This is a genomic window from Streptococcus infantis, from assembly GCF_019929665.1.
In the GTDB taxonomy this organism is placed as follows: domain Bacteria; phylum Bacillota; class Bacilli; order Lactobacillales; family Streptococcaceae; genus Streptococcus; species Streptococcus infantis_H.
On the sequence record NZ_JAHZPZ010000001.1, the window covers coordinates 324,326 to 347,231 of the forward strand.

Annotated in this window: 22 protein-coding genes, 2 tRNA genes and 1 pseudogene; 24 read left to right on the top strand and 1 reads right to left on the bottom strand. The window is 39.4% G+C overall.

All coding sequences use genetic code 11. From position 1 onward, the window contains the following. The first annotated feature begins 12 nt into the window (after positions 1-12). From K1I61_RS01490 to K1I61_RS01570, 17 genes and pseudogenes are all read left to right on the top strand, one after another. The gene (locus K1I61_RS01490) at positions 13-1,980 is read left to right on the top strand and encodes a peptide ABC transporter substrate-binding protein (protein WP_214261766.1); all 1,968 of its coding nucleotides are present in this window, start codon (positions 13-15) and stop codon (positions 1,978-1,980) included. Between the two features lie 34 nt (positions 1,981-2,014). Further along, positions 2,015-2,704 carry a DUF969 domain-containing protein gene (locus K1I61_RS01495; RefSeq protein ID WP_036754553.1) on the top strand — a complete coding sequence of 230 codons (690 nt, stop codon included), beginning with the start codon at positions 2,015-2,017 and terminating at the stop codon, positions 2,702-2,704. Next, positions 2,701-3,624 carry a DUF979 domain-containing protein gene (locus K1I61_RS01500; protein ID WP_223332868.1) on the top strand — a complete coding sequence of 308 codons (924 nt, stop codon included), beginning with the start codon at positions 2,701-2,703 and terminating at the stop codon, positions 3,622-3,624. Before K1I61_RS01495 ends, K1I61_RS01500 begins: the two co-directional genes overlap by 4 nt. Before the next feature lie 13 nt (positions 3,625-3,637). Further along, positions 3,638-4,282: a pyroglutamyl-peptidase I gene (gene pcp / locus K1I61_RS01505; RefSeq protein WP_223332869.1), complete on the top strand. Its 645-nt coding sequence runs from the start codon at positions 3,638-3,640 to the stop codon at positions 4,280-4,282. Positions 4,283-4,406: 124 nt separating this feature from the next. Then, positions 4,407-4,637: a DUF2969 domain-containing protein gene (locus tag K1I61_RS01510; protein WP_006153263.1), complete on the top strand. Its 231-nt coding sequence runs from the start codon at positions 4,407-4,409 to the stop codon at positions 4,635-4,637. A gap of 49 nt (positions 4,638-4,686) precedes the next feature. Then, positions 4,687-4,767 (top strand) — tRNA-Tyr (locus tag K1I61_RS01515). A 9-nt stretch (positions 4,768-4,776) separates the two neighbouring features. Further along, positions 4,777-4,848 (top strand) — tRNA-Gln (locus tag K1I61_RS01520). 159 nt (positions 4,849-5,007) lie between these two features. Beyond that, positions 5,008-6,210: a 30S ribosomal protein S1 gene (gene rpsA, locus K1I61_RS01525; protein WP_004253232.1), complete on the top strand. Its 1,203-nt coding sequence runs from the start codon at positions 5,008-5,010 to the stop codon at positions 6,208-6,210. 84 nt (positions 6,211-6,294) lie between these two features. Then, positions 6,295-6,792 (top strand): GAF domain-containing protein, encoded by a 498-nt coding sequence (locus K1I61_RS01530; RefSeq protein WP_223332870.1) that lies wholly within the window; start codon positions 6,295-6,297, stop codon positions 6,790-6,792. Next, positions 6,792-8,456: a DNA polymerase III subunit gamma/tau gene (dnaX, locus tag K1I61_RS01535; RefSeq protein ID WP_223332871.1), complete on the top strand. Its 1,665-nt coding sequence runs from the start codon at positions 6,792-6,794 to the stop codon at positions 8,454-8,456. The genes K1I61_RS01530 and dnaX overlap by 1 nt, the downstream gene beginning before the upstream one ends. A 22-nt stretch (positions 8,457-8,478) precedes the next feature. Then, positions 8,479-8,673: a DUF3272 family protein gene (locus K1I61_RS01540; RefSeq protein ID WP_004253242.1), complete on the top strand. Its 195-nt coding sequence runs from the start codon at positions 8,479-8,481 to the stop codon at positions 8,671-8,673. Between the two features lie 154 nt (positions 8,674-8,827). Beyond that, on the top strand, positions 8,828-9,598 hold the full coding sequence (gene sufC / locus K1I61_RS01545; protein WP_000114489.1) for a Fe-S cluster assembly ATPase SufC: 771 nt from the start codon (positions 8,828-8,830) through the stop codon (positions 9,596-9,598). Positions 9,599-9,625: 27 nt separating this feature from the next. Beyond that, positions 9,626-10,888 carry a Fe-S cluster assembly protein SufD gene (gene sufD, locus K1I61_RS01550; protein ID WP_223332873.1) on the top strand — a complete coding sequence of 421 codons (1,263 nt, stop codon included), beginning with the start codon at positions 9,626-9,628 and terminating at the stop codon, positions 10,886-10,888. A gap of 10 nt (positions 10,889-10,898) precedes the next feature. Then, positions 10,899-12,125, top strand: a complete 1,227-nt coding sequence (locus K1I61_RS01555; protein WP_223332874.1) for a cysteine desulfurase — start codon at positions 10,899-10,901, stop codon at positions 12,123-12,125. Further along, positions 12,112-12,552, top strand: a complete 441-nt coding sequence (sufU, locus tag K1I61_RS01560) for a Fe-S cluster assembly sulfur transfer protein SufU (protein ID WP_125328406.1) — start codon at positions 12,112-12,114, stop codon at positions 12,550-12,552. Before K1I61_RS01555 ends, sufU begins: the two co-directional genes overlap by 14 nt. A gap of 57 nt (positions 12,553-12,609) precedes the next feature. After that, positions 12,610-14,022, top strand: coding sequence for a Fe-S cluster assembly protein SufB (sufB, locus tag K1I61_RS01565; RefSeq protein WP_000797046.1), 1,413 nt, complete (start codon positions 12,610-12,612; stop codon positions 14,020-14,022). A 125-nt stretch (positions 14,023-14,147) separates the two neighbouring features. After that, positions 14,148-14,369 (top strand): annotated as a pseudogene (locus K1I61_RS01570) (amino acid permease); the annotation flags it as partial. 122 nt (positions 14,370-14,491) lie between these two features. Here K1I61_RS01570 and pbp3 read toward each other — a convergent pair. Next, positions 14,492-15,733: a D-alanyl-D-alanine carboxypeptidase PBP3 gene (pbp3, locus tag K1I61_RS01575; RefSeq protein ID WP_060955866.1), complete on the bottom strand. Its 1,242-nt coding sequence runs from the start codon at positions 15,731-15,733 to the stop codon at positions 14,492-14,494. A gap of 105 nt (positions 15,734-15,838) precedes the next feature. On the opposite strand from pbp3, the gene K1I61_RS01580 reads away from it, so the two are divergent. From K1I61_RS01580 to trmFO, 7 genes are all read left to right on the top strand, one after another. Then, complete coding sequence (locus K1I61_RS01580) at positions 15,839-16,939, top strand: AI-2E family transporter (protein ID WP_060955865.1); 1,101 nt, start codon at positions 15,839-15,841, stop codon at positions 16,937-16,939. 198 nt (positions 16,940-17,137) lie between these two features. Next, on the top strand, positions 17,138-18,334 hold the full coding sequence (gene tuf / locus K1I61_RS01585; RefSeq protein WP_004253262.1) for an elongation factor Tu: 1,197 nt from the start codon (positions 17,138-17,140) through the stop codon (positions 18,332-18,334). Positions 18,335-18,604: 270 nt separating this feature from the next. Further along, the gene (gene tmk, locus K1I61_RS01590) at positions 18,605-19,243 is read left to right on the top strand and encodes a dTMP kinase (protein WP_223332876.1); all 639 of its coding nucleotides are present in this window, start codon (positions 18,605-18,607) and stop codon (positions 19,241-19,243) included. Next, the gene (locus K1I61_RS01595) at positions 19,240-20,124 is read left to right on the top strand and encodes a DNA polymerase III subunit delta' (protein WP_223332878.1); all 885 of its coding nucleotides are present in this window, start codon (positions 19,240-19,242) and stop codon (positions 20,122-20,124) included. The genes tmk and K1I61_RS01595 overlap by 4 nt, the downstream gene beginning before the upstream one ends. A gap of 36 nt (positions 20,125-20,160) precedes the next feature. Further along, a complete protein-coding gene (yabA, locus tag K1I61_RS01600; RefSeq protein ID WP_223332880.1) occupies positions 20,161-20,478 on the top strand; it encodes a DNA replication initiation control protein YabA in 318 nt (105 codons plus the stop codon). Positions 20,479-20,480: 2 nt separating this feature from the next. After that, on the top strand, positions 20,481-21,359 hold the full coding sequence (rsmI, locus tag K1I61_RS01605) for a 16S rRNA (cytidine(1402)-2'-O)-methyltransferase (protein WP_223332888.1): 879 nt from the start codon (positions 20,481-20,483) through the stop codon (positions 21,357-21,359). A 133-nt stretch (positions 21,360-21,492) separates the two neighbouring features. Continuing rightward, positions 21,493-22,827, top strand: a complete 1,335-nt coding sequence (gene trmFO, locus K1I61_RS01610) for a methylenetetrahydrofolate--tRNA-(uracil(54)-C(5))-methyltransferase (FADH(2)-oxidizing) TrmFO (protein ID WP_223332891.1) — start codon at positions 21,493-21,495, stop codon at positions 22,825-22,827. The last annotated feature ends 79 nt before the right edge of the window (positions 22,828-22,906 follow it).

A 22,906-nucleotide genomic window follows, 5' to 3' on the forward strand; every position in this document is an offset into this window, starting at 1 on the left:
AAGGAGATCTTTATGAAAACGAAAAAGTGGATGTTAACAGCAGGAGTGGTCCTGAGTACAGCAGTTCTTCTTGTAGCTTGTGGTAAAGCTGATAAAGAAGCAGATGCACCTACAACCTTCTCTTATGTCTATGGAGTAGACCCATCATCTTTGGACTACAGTATTGCAACTCGTACTTCAACAACGGATATTATTGGTAACGTTGTTGATGGATTGTTGGAAAACGATGAATATGGAAATTTGGTTCCTTCACTAGCAGAAGACTGGAGTGTCTCACAAGACGGTTTGACTTATACTTATAAACTTCGTAAAGGAGTTAAATGGTACACGTCAGAAGGTGAAGAATACGCTGAAGTAACAGCGCATGACTTTGTTACTGGACTAAAACACGTAGCAGATGGTAAATCAGACGGTGTCACTCTTATTCAAAACTCCATCAAGGGCTTGAATGAATATATGACTGGTGAGACTAATGACTTCTCTACAGTTGGGGTTAAGGCATTGGATGACTACACAGTCCAGTATACTCTTAATGCACCTGAAAGTTTCTGGAATTCGAAAGTAACCTCAGCAACCATGTTGCCGGTAAACGAGGAATTCCTCAAAGCTTCAGGCAAGAACTACGGAGCAGTAAGTCCATCTGGAATTCTTTATAACGGTCCGTATATCTTAAAGACATTGACTTCAAAATCTTTAATCGAATACGAAAAGAACCCAAATTATTGGGATAAAGAGAAGGTTAAAATTGAGAAAGTAAAATTGACCTACTATGATGGTTCAGACCAAGAATCATTAATCCGTAGCTTCTCTTCAGGTGTTTATACAACAGCTCGTATCTTCCCAAGTAGCTCAAACTTTGCTTCTACATTGGAACAATACGGAGATAAAATCACATACAGTCCACAGGATTCAACTAGTTATTACTTTACCTTTAACGTAAACCGTCAATCTTACAATAAGACTGCGAAAACAAGTGAAGAACAGAAAACTTCTACAAAAGAAGCGATGTTGAACAAAGACTTCCGTCAAGCAATCAACTTTGCCTTCAACCGTCATTCATATGCTGCACAGCTCAATGGTGAAGATGGTGCGGACAAGATTATTCGTAACAGTCTAGTTCCAGATAACTTTGTACAATCTGGCGGTAAGAACTTTGGAGATATCGCTCAAGCAGAATTGGTCAACTATGGAGACCAATGGAAAGGTGTTGAGCTTGTTGATGGAAAAGATACCATCTACAATCCAGACAAAGCCAAAGCTTCATTCGAAAAAGCTAAGAAAGAATTGGAAGCAAAAGGTGTAACCTTCCCAATTCACTTGGATGTTCCAGTTGAACAGACAGATACAATTGCCGTTCAACAAAGTAATTCCTTCAAACAATCAATCGAGTCAACTCTTGGTTCTGAAAATGTCGTGATTGATGTCCTTCAGATGACCGATAACGAAAAGGAAAGCATTACATCGCAAGCACGTGTTCCAGCCCAAAAAGACTATGACTTGAACAGTACTGGATGGGCTCCAAGCTACCAAGACCCAGCAAGTTATCTTAATATCATGGATCCTAAGACTGGTTCTGCTATGAAACACCTTGGTATTACAAAAGGTAAAGACAAGGAAGTAGTAGCTCAACTTGGTCTGGACGAATATAAGAAACTCTTGGATGATGCAGTTTCTGAAACAAACGATTTGGACAAGAGATATGAAAAATATGCTAAAGCTCAAGCATGGCTCACTGATAGTTCTCTCTTGATGCCAACAGCTTCATCAGGTGGCTCACCAGTTGTCAGCAACGTAGTTCCATTCTCTAAACCATACTCACAAGTAGGTATTAAGGGTGATCCATATATCTTCAAGGGAATGAAATTGCAAAAAGAAATTGTATCTGCTAAAGAATATCAAGCAGCTCTTGAAAAATGGCAAAAAGAAAAATTGGAATCAAACAGTAAATACCAAAAAGAACTAGAAAGTCATGTCAAATAAAACAGACTAGTATTTTTGGAATAAAGGGGCCTATATGGAATGGATTAAACTAATAGGGATAGTTATCATTGTGGTTGGTTTTATCTACAAATTAGATACCATCGCAACGGTAGTCTTAGCTAGTTTAGTTACAGCTCTAGTTTCTGGAGTTTCTCTTGTTGAGTTCTTGGAAATTTTAGGAAGAGAATTTAGCAATCAACGAGTTCTTACGATTTTTATGGTAACCTTGCCCTTGGTTGGTTTATCTGAAACTTTTGGCCTCAAGCAACGTTCGATTGACTTGATTCAAAAGATTAAAGGACTGACCGTAGGAAGTTTTTATACAATTTATTTCTTTTTTCGGGAACTCGACGGGTTCTTTGCCATTCGTCTAGGAGGGCAGCCGCAGTTTGTAAGACCTCTGGTTCAACCCATGGGACAAGCAGCAGCAGAGTCACAATTAGGTAGAAAATTAACGGAGCAGGAGAGCGAAGCGCTAAAAGCGCGTGCAGCAGCAAATGATAATTTTGCAAATTTCTTTGCTCAGAACACTTTCGTTGGTGCAGGTGGTGTCCTCTTGGTGGGGGGCACTCTGGACCAATTAGGTTACGAAAGTAATTATGCAGGGATCGCTTCGGCTTCTCTTATTGTTGCAGGAGTTGCCTTGCTTGTGGTAGGGCTGTACAATTACTTATTTGATAGAAAATTGCTAGCGAATAAGCTTAGTAAAGGAAAAGATGAATGACCAATCTAGCAAGACAGTTATTAGAGTTAACCTATATTGTGATTGGTTGTCAATTTCTTCACACGGCCTATTGTAGTTCTAAAGACAAAACAAACCCAGTTCGATATGGAACAGCTGGGTTTTGGGCTTTATTGGGCATCAGTTTTATCGGTGGTTCTTATCTACCTTCTATCTGTATTGGAGTTATCGTATTGCTCTTAGCCCTACTAACACTCTTTAAACAGGTTCGTATCGGAACCTTACCGTCTCTGGATGAAGTCAAGGCAAACTTTGAAGCTAAACGGTTGAAGAATAAAATTTTTATTCCGGTCATGCTGATGGCTTTGATTGCTTTAGTATTAGCAAAAATGATCCCTGAGTTTAGTAAGATTGCTATCAGTCTTGCAGCATTTTTAGCAACCATTTCTCTTTTATTGATTACTAAGAGTTCTCCTAAAAGCTTATTATCAGAAAACAATCGCATGGTTCAGCAAGTCTCAACTAGTGGGATTGTTCCCCAACTTTTAGGAGCTTTGGGGGCTATTTTTACTGTAGCTGGAGTTGGAGATTTAATGTCACATCTGATAAGTGGTTTTGTGCCTTCGGGGAGTCGGTTGATGGGTGTAGTGGCTTATGTGTTGGGAATGGTTCTATTTTCAATGATTATGGGAAATGCCTTTGCGGCCTTTACTGTCATTACTGCTGGAATTGGTGTTCCCTTTGTATTTTCCTTGGGAGCAGATCCAATCGTGGCGGGTGCTCTTGCTATGACAGCAGGTTGTTGTGGGACTCTATTAACCCCAATGGCTGCCAATTTCAATACTCTACCTGTAGCCCTTTTGGATATGAAAGATCCAAATGGCGTTATCAAAGCACAAGTAGGAGTAGCTATTGTCATGATTATCATACATGTATTTCTGATGTACTTTTTGGCATTTTAGTAAAGGAAATAAAATGAAAATATTAGTTACAGGATTTGATCCTTTTGGTGGTGAAAAGGTCAATCCAGCTCTAGAAGCAGTTAAATCACTACCGTCTGAAATCAATGGTGCAGAGCTTCATTGGGTAGAAATCCCAACGGTCTTTTATAAATCAGCAGAGGTTTTAGAAGCAGAAATAAATCGATACCATCCAGATGTTGTGCTTTGCATCGGACAAGCAGGAGGAAGAGCGAGTTTAACTCCTGAGAGAGTTGCTATCAATCAAGATGATGCTAGAATTCCAGATAACGATGGAAATCAGCCTATTGATACTCCTATCCGTCTTGATGGAGAAGCTGCCTATTTTAGCACACTCCCTATCAAAGCAATGGTACAAGCTATAAAAGAAGAAGGGCTACCAGCTTCAGTATCCAATTCAGCAGGGACCTTTGTTTGCAACCATTTGATGTATCAGGCACTCTATTTAGCGAATAAGAAATTTCCCAATATGCTAGCAGGATTTATGCATATTCCCTATATGACAGAACAAGTGGTAAATAAGCCTAGTACTGCATCCATGTGCTTAAGAGATATTGTCCGAGGTATCGAAGTTGCTATTGCTGCTATCGTGGACCATAAAGATAAAGATTTGAAATTGGTCGGAGGGACGACTCACTAATAATTCAATTTTCAAATTAAAAAATATTCCTTAAACTCTCTGTCAAGATAAGCATGATAGAGAGTTTTTTCTTGCTAGATTAGGGAATTTCTTGTAAAATAGATAAAGTGAAAAGAGGTATGGTATGAGCAAAAAAGATAAAAAAATTGAGATTCAATTGTCAGATGCTAAAGTAGTAGTTGGAAAAGATAAGTACGCTGGTTACACATTAACAATTGGTAAAAAGTTAATCGGTGAAATTGCCGAACTAGATGACCAATTTGCAATCATAAAGAATGGAAATGTCGATAGTTTTTACAAGAATCTTGAAAAAGCTGTGGAAATATTGATTGAGAACTATAATTTAGCAAAATAATGCTTGTTTTTTGCAATTTTTCATGATATAATAGTTTTCGTTGATTGTCGGAGAGATAGCGAAGAGGCTAAACGTGGCGGACTGTAAATCCGCTCCTTCGGGTTCGGGGGTTCGAATCCCTCTCTCTCCATATCATCAATGGGGTATAGCCAAGCGGTAAGGCAAGGGACTTTGACTCCCTCATGCGTTGGTTCGAATCCAGCTACCCCAGTTCTTAGGTAATAAATTCAAGATAAAAAGAAAAATATCTTAGGGTATTTTATTTTTATAATTGAAGGACGTTCGAGATGTTCATGTCGTTGCGGGTGCTTAGGAAAAAAATTATAAGTATGTCAAGTTAAAAAGACTTGATTGTTGGAGGATTTTTTAGATGAATGAATTTGAAGATTTGCTAAATAGCGTTAGCCAAGTTGAACCTGGTGATGTTGTTAGTGCTGAAGTATTGACAGTTGATGCTAATCAAGCTAACGTTGCAATCTCTGGAACTGGTGTTGAAGGTGTCTTGACTCTTCGCGAATTGACAAACGATCGCGATGCTGATATCAATGACTTTGTAAAAGTAGGTGAAGTATTTGATGTTCTTGTACTTCGTCAAGTAGTTGGTAAAGATACTGATACAGTAACATACCTTGTATCTAAAAAACGCCTTGAAGCTCGCAAAGCATGGGACAAACTTGTAGGACGCGAAGAAGAAGTTGTTACAGTTAAAGGAACTCGCGCTGTTAAAGGTGGACTTTCAGTAGAATTTGAAGGTTTGCGTGGATTTATCCCAGCTTCAATGTTGGATACTCGTTTCGTACGTAACACTGAGCGTTTTGTAGGTCAAGAATTTGAAGCTAAAATCAAAGAAGTTGACCCTAAAGAAAACCGCTTCATCCTTTCACGTCGTGAAGTTGTCGAAGCAGCTACTGCAGCAGCTCGTGCTGAAGTTTTCGGTAAATTGGCTGCTGGTGATGTAGTAACTGGTAAAGTTGCTCGTATCACAAGCTTCGGTGCTTTCATCGATCTTGGTGGTGTTGATGGATTGGTTCACTTGACTGAATTGTCACACGAACGTAACGTTTCACCAAAATCAGTTGTAACTGTTGGTGAAGAAGTTGAAGTTAAAATCCTTGACCTTAACGAAGAAGAAGGACGTGTATCACTTTCACTTAAAGCAACAACACCTGGACCATGGGATGGCGTTGAGCAAAAATTGGCTAAAGGTGACGTTGTAGAAGGTACAGTTAAACGTTTGACTGACTTCGGTGCATTTGTTGAAGTATTGCCAGGTATCGATGGACTTGTTCACGTATCACAAATTTCACACAAACGTATTGAAAATCCAAAAGAAGCTCTTACAGTTGGTCAAGAAGTTACTGTTAAAGTTCTTGATGTTAATGCTGATGCAGAACGTGTATCACTTTCTATCAAAGCTCTTGAAGAACGTCCAGCTCAAGAAGAAGGACAAAACGAAGAAAAACGTGCTCCACGTCCACGTCGTCCAAAACGTCAAGAAAAACGTGACTTTGAACTTCCTGAAACTCAAACAGGATTCTCAATGGCTGACTTGTTCGGAGACATCGAACTTTAATCAATCAGAACTAATTATAAATCCTTTGTTGTAAAACAAGGGATTTTTCTTTTTTCAACTAGTATTTTTTGATATAATGGATTTATGTTACATTCCGAAAAAGAATCAATTTACCAAATTGTAAATGAACAACTCTCTAGTCTTTTAGAAGGTGAGACCAATGTGTTGGCTAATCTATCAAATGCTAGTGCTCTCTTAAAAATGAACTTTCCTCGTACTGTCTTTGCAGGTTTCTATTTATATGACGGAAATGAGCTTATTTTAGGCCCTTTTCAGGGTGGAGTCTCATGTGTTAGAATTGCGCTCGGAAAAGGAGTTTGTGGTGAGTCAGCGGCTAGCCGTCAAACAGTTATCGTTGGTGATGTCAAGACTTATCCAAACTATATTTCTTGTGATAGTAGTGCTCGTAGCGAGATCGTACTTCCAATGGTACAAAATGGACAGCTTTTGGGTGTATTAGATTTGGACTCATCTTATGTTGATGATTATGATGAAATTGATCAACGCTATTTAGAAGAGTTTGTGTCCATTTTACTAGATAAGACAGAATGGAAATTTTCAATGTTTGAGGAGAAGGCATAATGTATCAGGCGCTTTATCGAAAATATAGAAGTCAAAATTTTTCACAGTTAGTGGGCCAGGAAGTTGTTGCTAGAACTCTTAAACAGGCTGTAGAACAGGATAAGATTAGTCACGCCTACCTATTTTCAGGACCTCGTGGAACTGGTAAGACTAGTGTGGCTAAGATTTTTGCTAAGGCTATGAACTGCCCTAATCAAGTAGGGGGAGAACCTTGTAATAACTGTTACATCTGTCAAGCTGTTACGGATGGAAGTTTAGAAGACGTTATCGAAATGGATGCTGCTTCTAATAATGGTGTTGATGAAATTCGTGATATTCGTGATAAATCAACTTATGCTCCAAGTATAGCTCAGTATAAGGTTTATATCATTGATGAGGTTCATATGCTTTCGACAGGTGCCTTTAATGCCCTTTTGAAAACACTGGAAGAACCAACTCCAAATGTAGTCTTTATTTTGGCAACGACTGAGCTTCATAAAATTCCTGCAACTATTTTGTCTCGTGTTCAACGATTTGAGTTCAAGGCCATTAGGACTCAGGATATTCGAGATCATATCTTCCAGATTTTAGAAAAAGAAGGGATTGATTACGAAACAGAAGCTGTTGAAATTATTGCTCGCCGAGCTGAAGGTGGGATGCGGGATGCCTTGTCAATTTTAGACCAGGCATTAAGCTTAACCCAAGAAGCTACATTGACAACTGCAGTCTCAGAAGAAATCACTGGTACCATTAGTTTAAGTGCCTTGGATCATTACGTGGCTGCTTTAGCTCAAAAGGATGTACCGGGAGCCCTTCAAAATCTTGATCTGATTTTTGAGAATGGAAAGAGCATGACACGTTTTGTAGTTGATTTGCTACAATATCTCCGTGATATCTTAATTGTTCAAGCAGGCGGAGAAAATACACATCATAGTGATGCATTTGAGAGAAACTTAGCTCTTCCGCAGGATGTCTTGTTTGAGATGATTAGTCTTGCTACTAAAAGTCTAGCTGATATTAAGGCTAGCCTACAACCTAAAATTTATGCCGAAATGATGACTATTCGTTTAGCAGAAATTGATTCTCAACCAGAACTTTCAGGTGAAGTGGCTGAGGAATTGTCTTCTCTTCGAGAAGAAGTTGTACGATTGAAACAAGCTCTTGCCAATGTTGGTTCTAATCCCAAACAAACTGTTTCTACACCAAGTCGTCCGACTAACAGTAAATCAATCTATCGTGTAGACCGAAATAAGGTGCAGTCTATTCTTCAAGAAGCAGTAGAAAATCCAGACTTAGCCCGTCAAAACTTAATCCGTCTTCAGAATGCTTGGGGAGAAGTCATTGAAAGCTTATCTGGTCCAGATAAGGCACTCTTAGCTGGTTCTAAACCAGTTGCGGCTAATGAACATCATGCGATTTTGGCTTTTGAATCTAATTTCAATGCTGGTCAAACCATGAAACGAGACAATCTTAACACCATGTTTGGCAATATTCTTAGCCGAGCTGCTGGATTTTCTCCAGAGATTCTTGCTATTTCTATGGAAGAATGGAAGGAAGTTCGAGCTGCATTTTCAAGCAGAGCTAAAGGTTCTCAAGAACAAGTCAATAAGGAAGAACCGGAAGAGTCTATACTTCCTCAAGGCTTTGAATTTTTAGCAGATAAAGTGACCATAGCAGAAGACTAAAAGGAATTGGTGGTAAAAGACTATGAACAGACAACAATTTATTATCATGGCCTTATTTACTGCTGCTGAGACTTATTTCTTTAATGAATCCATCATGGAGCAACGGTATATCGTGGCCTTACTTTGGGCTATTTTGATCCTGAGAAATTTTCGCGTGAGTTATATCATGGGTAAAATTGTGAGCGCTATAGATGATCATTTTCAAGGGAAGAAGTAGCTCCTAGCTTCTAGACAAAATCAAAGCCTTTTAGGCTTTTTTTTGTTATACTATTAAGGTATATTTATTGACATTTTACTGTGTTTTTCTAGGGATTTAAAAAGGTTAAATTTCAGGTAAATACAGTAAAAAGGATGAAAAGAAAGGAACAATTATGTCAGTATTAGAGATCAAAGATCTTCACGTTGAAATTGAAGGAAAAGAAATTTTAAAAGGGGTCAATCTGACTCTTAAAACAGGAGAAATTGCAGCTATCATGGGACCAAATGGTACCGGTAAGTCTACTCTTTCAGCTGCTATTATGGGGAACCCAAACTATGAAGTCACTAAAGGTGAAGTCTTATTTGACGGTGTAAACATCCTTGAATTGGAAGTGGATGAGCGTGCGCGTATGGGACTTTTCCTTGCCATGCAATATCCGTCAGAAATTCCTGGGATTACCAATGCTGAGTTTCTTCGTGCAGCTATGAATGCTGGGAAAGAAGATGATGAGAAGATTTCAGTTCGTGAATTTATCACTAAGTTAGACGAAAAAATGGAATTGCTCAACATGAAAGAAGAAATGGCAGAGCGTTACCTCAACGAAGGTTTCTCAGGTGGTGAGAAAAAACGTAACGAAATTCTTCAACTCTTGATGTTGGAACCAACTTTTGCCCTCTTAGATGAGATTGACTCTGGTCTTGACATTGATGCCCTTAAAGTTGTCTCTAAAGGTGTGAATGCTATGCGTGGTGAAGGTTTTGGTGCTATGATCATTACTCACTACCAACGTCTTTTGAACTATATCACACCAGATGTGGTACACGTTATGATGGAAGGTCGTGTTGTTCTTTCTGGAGGTCCAGAATTGGCTGCACGCTTGGAACGTGAAGGATACGCGAAACTAGCTGAAGAACTTGGCTATGACTACAAGGAAGAATTGTAATTCCCTCGTATCTTTTAGGAGAAGTAAATGACTAAAGAAACTATTAAACTTTTTTCAGAAATGCACGCTGAACCAAGCTGGTTGTCAGACCTCCGTCAAAAAGCTTTTGATAAGATTGAGAGTTTGGAATTGCCAGTCATCGAGCGTGTAAAATTTCACCGTTGGAATCTTGGTGATGGTACCATCACGGAAAGTGAACCATCAGCAAATGTTCCTGATTTCACTGCTTTAGATAATCACTTGAAATTGGTGCAGGTTGGAACTCAAACAGTTTTTGAGCAAATTCCAGTTGAGTTGGCTGAACAAGGAGTGGTCTTTACAGACTTCCATTCGGCTTTAGAAGAAATTCCAGAACTCGTAGAAGAATTTTTCATGTCATCAGTAAAATACGACGATGACAAATTGGCAGCCTACCACACAGCTTACTTTAATAGTGGCGCTGTTCTCTATATTCCAGACAATGTAGAAATCACAGAACCAATCGAAGGAATTTTCTACCAAGATAGTGATAGTGATGTGCCATTCAACAAGCATATTCTGATTATTGCTGGTAAAAACTCTAAAATCAGCTACCTCGAACGTTTAGAATCACGCGGTAAGGGCAGTGCTAAGGCAACTGCTAATATCACTGTTGAAGTGATTGCACGTTCTGGTGCTCAAGTGAAATTTGCTGCAATTGATCGTCTTGGAGAAAATGTTACTGCCTACATTAGCCGCCGAGGTAAATTGGGCAACGATGCAAGTATTGACTGGGCTATCGGTGTTATGAACGAAGGAAATGTTGTTGCTGACTTTGATAGTGACCTACTTGGAAATGGTAGCCATGCAGACCTCAAGGTCGTAGCTCTTTCAAGTGGTCGTCAGGTTCAAGGGATTGATACTCGAGTGACTAACTACGGCTGCAACTCTATCGGTAATATCCTTCAACATGGGGTTATCCTTGAAAAAGCAACTTTGACTTTCAATGGTATTGGCCACATCATCAAGGGTGCTAAGGGAGCAGATGCCCAACAAGAAAGCCGTGTTCTGATGCTTTCAGACCAAGCGCGTTCAGATGCTAACCCAATTCTTTTGATTGATGAAAATGATGTCACTGCAGGTCACGCGGCTTCTATTGGTCAAGTTGATCCAGAAGACCTGTACTACCTCATGAGCCGTGGATTAGACAAGGCAACTGCAGAACGTTTGGTTGTTCGTGGTTTCCTTGGATCTGTAATCGTTGAGATTCCTGTCAAGGAAGTTCGTGATGAAATGATTGCGACGATCGAAGAAAAATTGTCAAAACGCTAAGGGGAAGCCTATGTTAGATGCAGAAGTGATTCGCAAGGATTTTCCAATTTTAGATCAGATTGTTAATGACGAACCTCTTGTTTATTTGGATAATGCTGCGACGACACAAAAACCACTAGCTGTTCTGGAAGCCATTAATCGCTACTATGAACAGGACAATGCCAATGTCCACCGAGGTGTTCATACCTTGGCAGAGCGTGCGACAGCATCATATGAAGCCGCTCGTGAAACCATTGGTAAGTTCATCAACGCAGGTTCGACAAAGGAAGTACTCTTCACTAGAGGAACTACGACCAGTCTTAACTGGGTGGCGCGTTTTGCTGAAGAAATCTTGACTGAGGGAGACCAGATCTTGATTTCAGTCATGGAACACCATTCCAATATTATTCCATGGCAGGAAGCTTGCCGAAAGACTGGGGCAGAGCTTGTTTATGTCTATCTCAAAGATGGAGCTCTGGATATGGATGACTTGCGTTCTAAATTGACTGACAAAGTAAAATTTGTTTCACTAGCTCATGCTTCCAATGTCCTTGGAGTAGTAAATCCTATCAAAGAAATCACGCAAATGGCTCATGAAGTTGGAGCTATTATGGTGGTGGATGGTGCTCAGTCCACGCCTCATATGAAGATTGATGTACAGGATTTGGATGTGGACTTCTTTGCCTTTTCAGGTCACAAGATGGCTGGTCCGACTGGTATTGGTGTTCTTTACGGAAAAGAAAAATATCTGGAGCAAATTTCGCCTGTTGAATTCGGTGGCGAGATGATTGATTTTGTCTACGAGCAATCTGCTAGTTGGAAGGAATTGCCTTGGAAATTCGAGGCTGGAACTCCCAATATGGCTGGTGCTATTGGACTAGCAGCTGCCGTGGATTATCTTGAAAAGATTGGCATGGATGCCATTGAAACCCATGAACAGGAATTGATCGCATACGTCTATCCAAAATTACAGGCAATTGAAGGATTGACCATTTACGGTTCGCAAGATTTGACTCAGCGTTCAGGTGTCATTGCCTTTAATCTAGGTGACCTTCATCCTCACGACCTTGCGACAGCTCTGGATTATGAAGGTGTAGCAGTTCGTGCCGGTCACCATTGCGCTCAACCCTTGCTCCAGTATTTGGACGTTCCAGCAACAGCTCGCGCTAGTTTTTATATCTACAATACCAAGGCAGATTGCGACAAGCTGGTCGATGCCTTACAAAAGACAAAGGAGTTTTTCAATGGCACTTTCTAAACTAGATAGCCTCTATATGGCAGTGGTAGCAGACCATTCGAAAAATCCCCATCATCAAGGAAAGTTAGAAGACGCTGAGCAAATTAGTCTCAACAATCCGACCTGTGGTGATGTGATTAATCTCTCTGTTAAGTTTGACGCAGAGGACCGTTTGGAAGATATTGCTTTTCTAAACTCAGGCTGTACCATTTCAACGGCCTCTGCTAGTATGATGACAGATGCAGTTTTAGGAAAGACCAAGCAAGAAATTCTAGAACTTGCAACCATCTTTTCTGAAATGGTTCAAGGTCAAAAGGATGAACGTCAAGACCAACTTGGAGATGCAGCTTTCTTATCAGGAGTTGCCAAATTCCCGCAACGAATTAAATGCGCAACCCTAGCTTGGAATGCCCTTAAAAAAACAATTGAAGACCAAGAAAACAAATAAGACAAGCTTTCTTTGTCTTATAAATCATTAGAAATAAAGAATGAAAGAAAGGATATTATGGCTGAAGAAAGAGTAGAACCAAAACCAATCGATCTTGGTGAATATAAATTTGGTTTCCATGACGATGTAGAGCCTGTCCTATCGACAGGAAAAGGATTGAATGAAGATGTCATTCGTGAACTATCAGCAGCTAAGGGAGAACCTGAGTGGATGTTGGAATTCCGTTTGAAATCTTATGAAACCTTCAAAAAAATGCCCATGCAAACTTGGGGGGCAGACTTGTCAGAGATTGACTTTGATGACTTGATCTACTACCAAAAACCATCTGATAAACCAGCTCGTTCCTGGGATGATGTACCTGAAAAGATTAAAGAAACCTTTGAACGAATCGGGATTCCAGAAGCTGAACGTGCTTATCTAGCTGGAGCTTCTGCCCAGTATGAGTCAGAAGTGGTTTACCATAACATGAAGGAAGAATTTGAGAAATTAGGAATTATCTTTACAGATACAGATTCTGCCCTCAAGGAATACCCAGACTTGTTTAAACAATACTTTGCGAAGTTGGTACCGCCGACAGATAACAAGTTGGCAGCCCTCAACTCAGCAGTATGGTCTGGCGGAACCTTCATTTATGTTCCTAAAGGTGTCAAGGTAGATATTCCACTTCAAACCTACTTCCGTATCAACAATGAAAATACTGGTCAGTTTGAACGTACCTTAATCATCGTTGATGAGGGAGCAAGTGTCCACTACGTAGAAGGATGTACAGCGCCAACTTATTCTAGCAACAGCTTGCATGCTGCTATTGTAGAAATCTTTGCTTTGGACGGGGCTTATATGCGTTATACAACCATCCAAAACTGGTCAGATAACGTTTATAACTTGGTAACAAAACGCGCTAAGGCTTTGAAAGATGCGACTGTTGAGTGGATTGATGGAAACTTAGGTGCCAAAACAACTATGAAATATCCATCAGTTTACCTAGATGGAGAAGGTGCGCGTGGGACGATGCTTTCGATTGCCTTTGCCAATGCAGGGCAACACCAAGATACTGGTGCTAAGATGATCCACAATGCTCCACATACGAGCTCGTCTATCGTCTCTAAATCAATCGCTAAAGGCGGTGGTAAGGTAGACTATCGTGGACAAGTGACTTTCAACAAGAACTCTAAGAAATCTGTTTCTCACATCGAGTGTGATACCATTATCATGGATGACTTGTCAGCGTCAGATACCATTCCATTTAATGAAATCCACAACTCACAAGTTGCTTTGGAGCACGAAGCCAAGGTTTCTAAGATTTCTGAAGAGCAACTTTATTACCTCATGAGCCGTGGCTTGTCAGAATCTGAAGCAACTGAAATGATTGTCATGGGATTTGTAGAGCCCTTCACCAAAGAACTTCCAATGGAATACGCAGTTGAGCTCAACCGCTTGATTAGCTACGAAATGGAAGGATCAGTTGGATAATCATTATAAAAAAAAAACTGAACAAATATTACATTTGTTCATTTTTTTAGATACAATTTTATAAATATTCACAAAATACATTATCTGTGGTAAAATAAAACAATTATTGTTAGTGGAGATGAAGAATGAATATTTTTAGAATAAAAGACTTCAGCCTAAGTAAAACAGAAATGCATCGTCATTTGAAATTATGGGATTTAATTCTTTAAGGAATTGGGGCCATGGTGGGAACTGGTATTTTTACCATTACAGGAACAGTTGCAGCAACACTAGCAGGACCTGCTCTTGTGGTATCTATCGTGATTTCTGCGATCTGTGTGTCCTTTATGCTTCAATACACTCTTGAAACTTGGATAGCATTTGTATTAGCATTAATAGTAGGAGTTATTACTTACTTTACTTATGGCTATAAAAACTCTACACTATCAAAAAATCAATAAAGAAAAAATCGCGATTTTTCGCGATTTTTTTATAATTTTTCATTTACAAATCGAACGAAACGATTCCACCATACTTTTAAGAAGAAGGCTTTCTCAACATTTTTATCAGCAACCATTTCAAAGGTTGGTTTGTCAGTTGTGATATAACCTTGACCGACTAAGTCCTTGTCGTCATAGGTCAGATGTCCAACGACCGTACCTGCTTCTAGAGGAGCAACATGCTCAGTAGCATCAGGTGTGTATGTAACACTTGATTCCGCTCGACTACCAAGACGTTGAACAATTTTTATATCTTCTTTAGCGACTGCTGTAACCGTATCTTGCTTCCCGTCATAAACTGGAGATTTGCTATCTTGGTAGCTTTCTCCCTGCTTAACGATTGTTTGGAGAGCAAAATTAGATGAGATATAGTCCAGAAGAGCTGAAGTTGCTGTGAAACGAGCGTAAGGATTTGTATCTTGGTTGTCGGCGTTAAGGACAACGGTAATGATACGCATTCCTTTTTCAACAGTCGTACCAACAAAAGAAGCACCTGCTTTATCAGTTGTTCCAGTCTTAAGACCATCAATACCACCACGGTAAGCAGGCATACCATCTAACATTGAGTTTGTAGAATGAATAGTCATTCCTGCAAAAGTGGAAGAAGGTTTTTTCGTGATTTCTAAAACCTGAGGATATTTGAGGATAAGATTACGAGCGACAACTGCAACATCATAGGCGCTCATCTTATTTTCGTCATCTTTCTTAGAACCAGGATAGATATTATTCCCAAGAGTTTCATTATTTAGACCAGTTGTATTGACGAGGGTAGCATCTTGAATTCCCCATTCAAGAAGTTTAGCCTTCATCATATCAACAAAGTCTTTTTCTGATCCAGCAACCTTTTCTGCCAACGCGATAGCTGCACTATTGGCACTAGATACCAATGTTGCTTCTAGCAACTCTTCAACAGTGTAGTTACGAGCTTCCATGGGAACGTTACTTGCTTCGGAGTTGGTTGTAAGCTGGTAGGGGTAATCTGAAATTTCCACTGGGGTAGAAAGAGTGATTTTGCCTTGCTCTAGAGCTTCATATACTAGGTAAACGGTAAGTAGTTTACTGATAGAGGCAATTTCAACCGGTTGTGTCGCATCTTTTTCATATAAAATCTTACCACTGTTAGCCTCAACAGCGATGGCATGTTTTGCTGCGACATCAAAATCCTGAGCAAAAACAGTAGTAGCAGAACCAAATGAAATAAGCGTGATTAATGTTAAAAATAATTTCTTCATAGTAACTTTATTCTATCATAAAGACAAAAAATATTCTTGTTTTTATAATGTAGGTTATCAATCTTTTTCGAAATATGGTAAAATAGGAAAAAGAGGAGGTGGCATATGTTTCGGAGAAATAAATTATTCTTCTGGACCACTGAGATATTATTAATAACCCTTATTTTCTACTTATGGCGAGAAATGGGTGCTATTATTACACCGTTTGTAAGTGTCGTAAATACAATCATGATTCCCTTTTTACTAGGTGGATTTCTATACTACTTAACAAATCCAATCGTCATTTTTTTAGAGAAGGAATGTCGCATTAATCGAATCATTGGTATTTTGTTAACACTTTGTGTTCTCTTTGGAACCATAGTGATAGCTGTCGTCTATCTCTTGCCGATTTTAATTAATCAGTTGAGTAGCTTGATTAATTCTAGCCAAGATATCTATTCTCGAATCCAAGATTTAGTGATAGAATTATCGAAATATCCTACTTTCCAAGAGCTAGATATTCAACAAACAATCCAACAATTAAATCTTTCTTATGTCGATATTTTACAGAATATCTTGAATAGTGTGACAAATAGTGTGGGAAGTGTCCTTTCAGCTTTGGTAAGCACTGTTTTAATTATCATTATGACACCGGTTTTCTTGATTTATTTCCTTTTAGATGGTCATAAATTCTTACCGATGCTAGAAAGAACTATTTTAAAGCGAGACAAACTCAATATATCTGGTTTAATAACAAACTTGAATGAGACTATTTCCCGTTACATAAGTGGAGTATCAATCGATGCGTTCATTATCGGGTGTTTGGCTTTTATCGGTTATAGTGTGATTGGCTTAAAATATGCATTAGTTTTTGCTATTTTCTCAGGTTTAGCAAATTTGATTCCTTATGTTGGACCGAGTATTGGACTAATTCCGATGATTATTTCAAATCTGTTTACGGATCCTCAAAAGATGATTATAGCAGTTATCTATATGCTGATTATCCAACAAGTAGATGGGAATATCCTATACCCTCGTATTGTTGGTGGAGTCATGAAAGTCCATCCGATTACAATTCTCGTGCTATTATTGTTGTCAAGTAATATCTATGGTGTCGTAGGTATGATCGTTGCCGTTCCTACCTACTCAATTCTCAAAGAAATATCCAAATTCCTAGTCCGACTTTATGAAAAACATAAAGAAGTACAAGAAGTGGGAGAAAAATAAAGATTTTAAAAAGAAACGGATTCATCTGTTTCTTTTTTATCAATAAATCGACAACTTATAGTAAGAATAAGAATAATTAATAAAAACTTTGTAAAACACTTGCAATTTAGCTAAAATTTGATAAAATAGTAAGGAAAGTTAGACTGTATTGCCTACTGTCTATCTATAAAATATATTTTATTGGAGGCTTTTACTCAAATGGCAAAAGAAAAATACGATCGTAGTAAACCACACGTTAACATTGGTACTATCGGACACGTTGACCACGGTAAAACTACCCTAACTGCAGCTATCACAACTGTTTTGGCACGTCGCTTGCCTTCAGCAGTTAACCAACCTAAAGACTATGCGTCTATCGATGCTGCTCCAGAAGAACGCGAACGCGGTATCACTATCAACACTGCGCACGTTGAGTACGAAACTGAAAAACGTCACTATGCTCACATCGACGCTCCAGGACACGCGGACTACGTTAAAAACATGATCACTGGTGCCGCTCAAATGGACGGAGCTATCCTTGTAGTAGCTTCAACTGACGGACCAATGCCACAAACTCGTGAGCACATCCTTCTTTCACGTCAGGTTGGTGTTAAACACCTTATCGTCTTCATGAACAAGATCGACTTGGTTGACGACGAAGAATTGCTTGAATTGGTTGAAATGGAAATCCGTGACCTTCTTTCAGAATACGACTTCCCAGGTGACGATCTTCCAGTTATCCAAGGTTCAGCTCTTAAAGCTCTTGAAGGTGACTCTAAATATGAAGACATCATCATGGAATTGATGAACACTGTTGATGAGTACATTCCAGAACCAGAACGTGACACTGACAAACCATTGCTTCTTCCAGTCGAAGACGTATTCTCAATCACTGGACGTGGTACAGTTGCTTCAGGACGTATCGACCGTGGTACTGTTCGTGTCAACGACGAAATCGAAATCGTTGGTATCAAAGAAGAAACTTCAAAAGCAGTTGTTACTGGTGTTGAAATGTTCCGTAAACAACTTGACGAAGGTCTTGCAGGAGATAACGTAGGTGTCCTTCTTCGTGGTGTTCAACGTGACGAAATCGAACGTGGACAAGTTATCGCTAAACCAGGTTCAATCAACCCACACACTAAATTCAAAGGTGAAGTTTACATCCTTACTAAAGAAGAAGGTGGACGTCACACTCCATTCTTCAACAACTACCGCCCACAATTCTACTTCCGTACTACTGACGTTACAGGTTCAATCGAACTTCCAGCAGGTACTGAAATGGTAATGCCAGGTGATAACGTGACAATCGACGTTGAGTTGATCCACCCAATCGCCGTAGAACAAGGTACTACATTCTCTATCCGTGAGGGTGGACGTACTGTTGGTTCAGGTATGGTTACAGAAATCGAAGCTTAATTCGATTTAGTTCCCAGAAGAACAATTATTTAAGTCAGACATTAAAAGAATCTTGCTATGCAAGGTTCTTTTTTTCTAGTTATACAAAGACAAAATAAGACAGTATGGTAGTTGATTACGAATATATAAACTTAATTAAATATTTATCTTATTTATTAACGAATGTATTTCCTAGTTTTTCAGAATAAATTTTTATTAGGTTAAAAAGCTTTTCACAAATGCCTGTTTTTTTGATAGAATAGAAGGAAGAAAAAAAGAAATGAGTTCGTCATGTCAAAAGGATTTTTAGTCTCTTTAGAGGGGCCAGAGGGAGCTGGTAAAACGAGTGTGCTTGAAGCTATCCTCCCTTTGTTAGAAGAAAAGAATATTGAGTTTTTAACAACACGTGAGCCAGGTGGTGTTTTGATTGGTGAGAAGATTCGAGAAGTCATTTTAGATCCTAGTCATACTCAGATGGATCCAAAGACAGAGTTGCTTCTCTATATTGCAAGTCGTAGACAGCACCTAGTAGAGAAGGTCTTGCCAGCACTTGCAGCTGGAAAATTGGTCATCATGGATCGTTTTATTGATAGTTCCGTTGCTTATCAGGGCTTTGGTCGTGGTTTGGATATTGAAGCTATTGACTGGCTCAATCAATTTGCGACAGATGGACTCAAGCCAGATTTGACACTTTATTTTGATATTGAAGTGGAGAAGGGACTTGAAAGAATCGCTGCAAACAGCGATCGCGAAGTCAACCGTTTGGACTTGGAAGGTTTAGACCTGCACAGAAAAGTGCGTCAAGGCTATCTTTCCCTTCTTGAGAAAGAAGGTGAGCGTATTGTTAAAATCGATGCGAGTTTACCACTAAATCAAGTGGTTGAAAATACTAAACAAGTTTTATTTGACAGAATGGGGCCGACAGAATGAATCAAGAGCAATTAAGAGCTTGTCAACCCCAGCAATTTGACCGTTTTGTTCACATCTTAGAACAAAGACAGCTGAATCATGCCTATCTCTTTTCAGGGTATTTCGGAAGCATGGAGATGGCCTTATTTCTGTCTAAGAGTTTGTTCTGTACAGAAAAGCAGGGTGTCTTACCTTGCGAGTCTTGCCGAAATTGTAAGTTGATTGATCAGGAAGAATTTCCTGATGTCACCATTATTCGTCCGATGAATCAAATCATTAAAACGGAAAGAATCCGAGAATTAGTTGGCCAGTTTTCTCAATCAGGAATCGAAAATCAACGTCAGGTTTTTATTATTGAACAAGCTGAAAAAATGCATGCCAATGCCGCCAATTCACTACTAAAGGTCATTGAAGAACCGCAAAGTGAAACCTATATTTTCTTCTTAACCAATGATCAAGAGCAGATGTTACCAACTATCCGAAGTCGGACTCAAATTTTCCAATTTAAGAAACAAGTCGAAAGCCTTAGGAATCAACTTGAACAAGCAGGATTGATCAAAAATAAAGCAAGGCTTTTAGCTGAGTTTAGTCAATCGCAAGCAGAAGCCGAAAAACTGACAAATCAAACAAGTTTTTGGACTCTACTTGAAGAAAGTGAACGATTCTATTCTTGGTTAGATGCTGGGAAAAAGGAATCTTATTTACAGGTCTCAAAATTAGCTAGTTTAGCAGATGACAAAGAAAAACAAGACCAAGTCTTTAGAATTTTAGAAGTTTTAGCAGGCCAAGAGATTCAAAAAAATACAGCACGTACAATTTTGCAAAACCTTCTCGAAGCCAGAAAAATGTGGAAAGCAAATGTGTCTTTCCAGAATTCTTTGGAATACCTAGTTTTACAATAAAATGAACATGAAAACAGAAAAAAGAAAGGGCTGTTCATGAACAAGAAAGAATTATTTGATGCCTTAGATGATTTTTCTCAACAGTTGTTGGCAACCTTGGCAGATGTCGAAGCTATCAAAAAAAATCTCAAGAGTGTTGTAGAAGAGAATACAGCTCTTCGTTTAGAGAACGATAAATTGAGAGAGCGCCTGAATGAGGAAGAAGAAACAGCTCCAACTAAGACCAAGCATGTTAGAGAAAACGTGAGCCGAATCTATGACGACGGTTTTCATGTGTGTCGCGACTTTTATGGTCAACGTCGTGAACAAGATGCAGAATGTATGTTTTGTGATGAATTGTTGTTTAGGGAGTAAGCATGCAGATTCAAAAAAGTTTTAAAGGTCAGTCACCTTATGGTAAGTTATATCTTGTCGCAACGCCGATTGGGAATCTAGAGGATATGACCTTTCGTGCTATTCAGACTTTGAAAGAAGTGGACTGGATTGCTGCCGAGGATACTCGTAATACTGGTCTATTGCTGAAGCATTTCGATATTTCAACAAAACAAATCAGTTTTCATGAGCACAATGCCAAGGAAAAGATTCCAGATTTGATTGGTTTCTTGAAAGCAGGACAAAGTATTGCTCAAGTTTCGGATGCGGGTTTACCAAGTATTTCAGACCCCGGTCATGATTTAGTCAAGGCTGCAATTGAAGAAAATATAGCAGTTGTCACAGTTCCAGGTGCTAGCGCAGGAATTTCTGCCTTGATTGCCAGTGGTTTAGCTCCACAACCTCATATTTTTTATGGATTCTTACCTCGAAAATCGGGACAACAAAAGCAATTTTTCGAATCAAAAAAAGATTATCCTGAGACCCAGATTTTCTATGAATCTCCACATCGTGTGGCTGATACTCTAGAAAATATGCTAGAGGTCTACGGTGATCGTTCAGTTGTTCTAGTTCGAGAATTGACTAAGATTTATGAAGAATACCAACGGGGGAAAATCACTGAGTTGGTTGAAAGTATCTCTGAAACACCGCTCAAGGGGGAGTGTCTTCTGATTGTAGAAGGTGCTAGTCAAGAAGTAGAAGATAAGGATGAAGAGGATTTATTCTCAGAGATCCAAGAGCGCATCCTACAAGGTGTTAAGAAAAATCAAGCCATTAAGGAAGTCGCTAAAATATATCAGTGGAACAAAAGCCAGCTCTATGCATCTTATCATGAATGGGAAGAGAATCAATCGGATGACTAAACAGGGAAGTTTGCCTTCTTCCCTTTTTTTGTTATACTAGTAAAAGAAAAATTAGAAAGATTTGTGGGTGTCAAACAGTCCAGTAGTTTGTTTTGTTATGAACTTAGGTTCCACCCAAAGAGGTATTAGTGTCGTGTCTCAATCTTATATTAATGTTATCGGAGCTGGTTTAGCAGGTTCGGAAGCAGCTTACCAAATCGCAGAGCGTGGTATTCCAGTTAAACTCTATGAAATGCGTGGTGTCAAGTCAACACCCCAGCATAAAACAGATAATTTTGCAGAATTAGTGTGTTCCAACTCATTACGAGGGGATGCTCTTACAAATGCTGTCGGGCTCCTCAAGGAAGAAATGCGTCGTCTTGGTTCTGTGATTTTAGATTCAGCAGAAGCAACGCGGGTTCCTGCAGGTGGAGCGCTTGCGGTTGATCGTGACGGTTTTTCTCAAATGGTTACTGAAAAAATTGCCAATCACCCTTTAATTGAAGTGGTTCGTGATGAAATTACAGAATTGCCGACAGATGCTATTACAGTTGTCGCTACTGGTCCCTTGACTAGCGATGCCCTGGCTGAGAAAATTCATGCCCTTAATGACGGCGATGGCTTCTATTTCTATGACGCGGCAGCGCCTATTATAGACGTCAATACCATCGATATGAGCAAGGTCTATCTCAAGTCTCGGTATGACAAGGGAGAAGCTGCTTACCTCAATGCTCCGATGACCAAGCAAGAATTTATGGATTTCCATGAAGCTTTGGTCAATGCAGAAGAAGCACCCCTTAATTCTTTTGAAAAAGAGAAGTACTTTGAAGGTTGTATGCCAATTGAAGTTATGGCTAAACGCGGCATTAAAACCATGCTTTATGGCCCTATGAAACCAGTTGGTCTAGAATATCCAGAAGACTATAAAGGGCCTCGTGATGGCGACTTTAAAACACCGTATGCAGTTGTTCAGCTTCGTCAGGACAATGCGGCTGGAAGTCTCTATAACATCGTTGGTTTCCAAACTCACCTCAAATGGGGAGAGCAGAAGCGTGTTTTCCAAATGATTCCAGGACTAGAAAATGCTGAGTTTGTCCGTTATGGTGTCATGCATCGTAATTCCTATATGGATTCGCCAAATCTTCTTGAGCAAACATACCGTTCTAAGAAACAGCCAAATCTCTTCTTTGCTGGTCAGATGACAGGTGTGGAAGGGTATGTTGAGTCGGCTGCTTCAGGATTAGTTGCGGGGATAAACGCTGCTCGTCTTTTCAAGGGAGAAAGTGAGGCTATTTTCCCAGAGACTACAGCTATCGGTAGTTTAGCTCATTATATCACTCATGCTGATAGCAAGCATTTCCAACCCATGAATGTCAACTTCGGGATTATCAAGGAGTTAGAAGGTGAGCGTATTCGTGATAAAAAGGCTCGTTATGAGAAAATTGCAGAACGTGCCTTGTCTGATTTAGAGAAATTTATATCTGTCTAATTTTTTTGAAAGAATTGCTCATGATACTATAAAAATCCTTGAAATTGTGATAAAATAGGTAGGATGAAAAAAGGAGAGA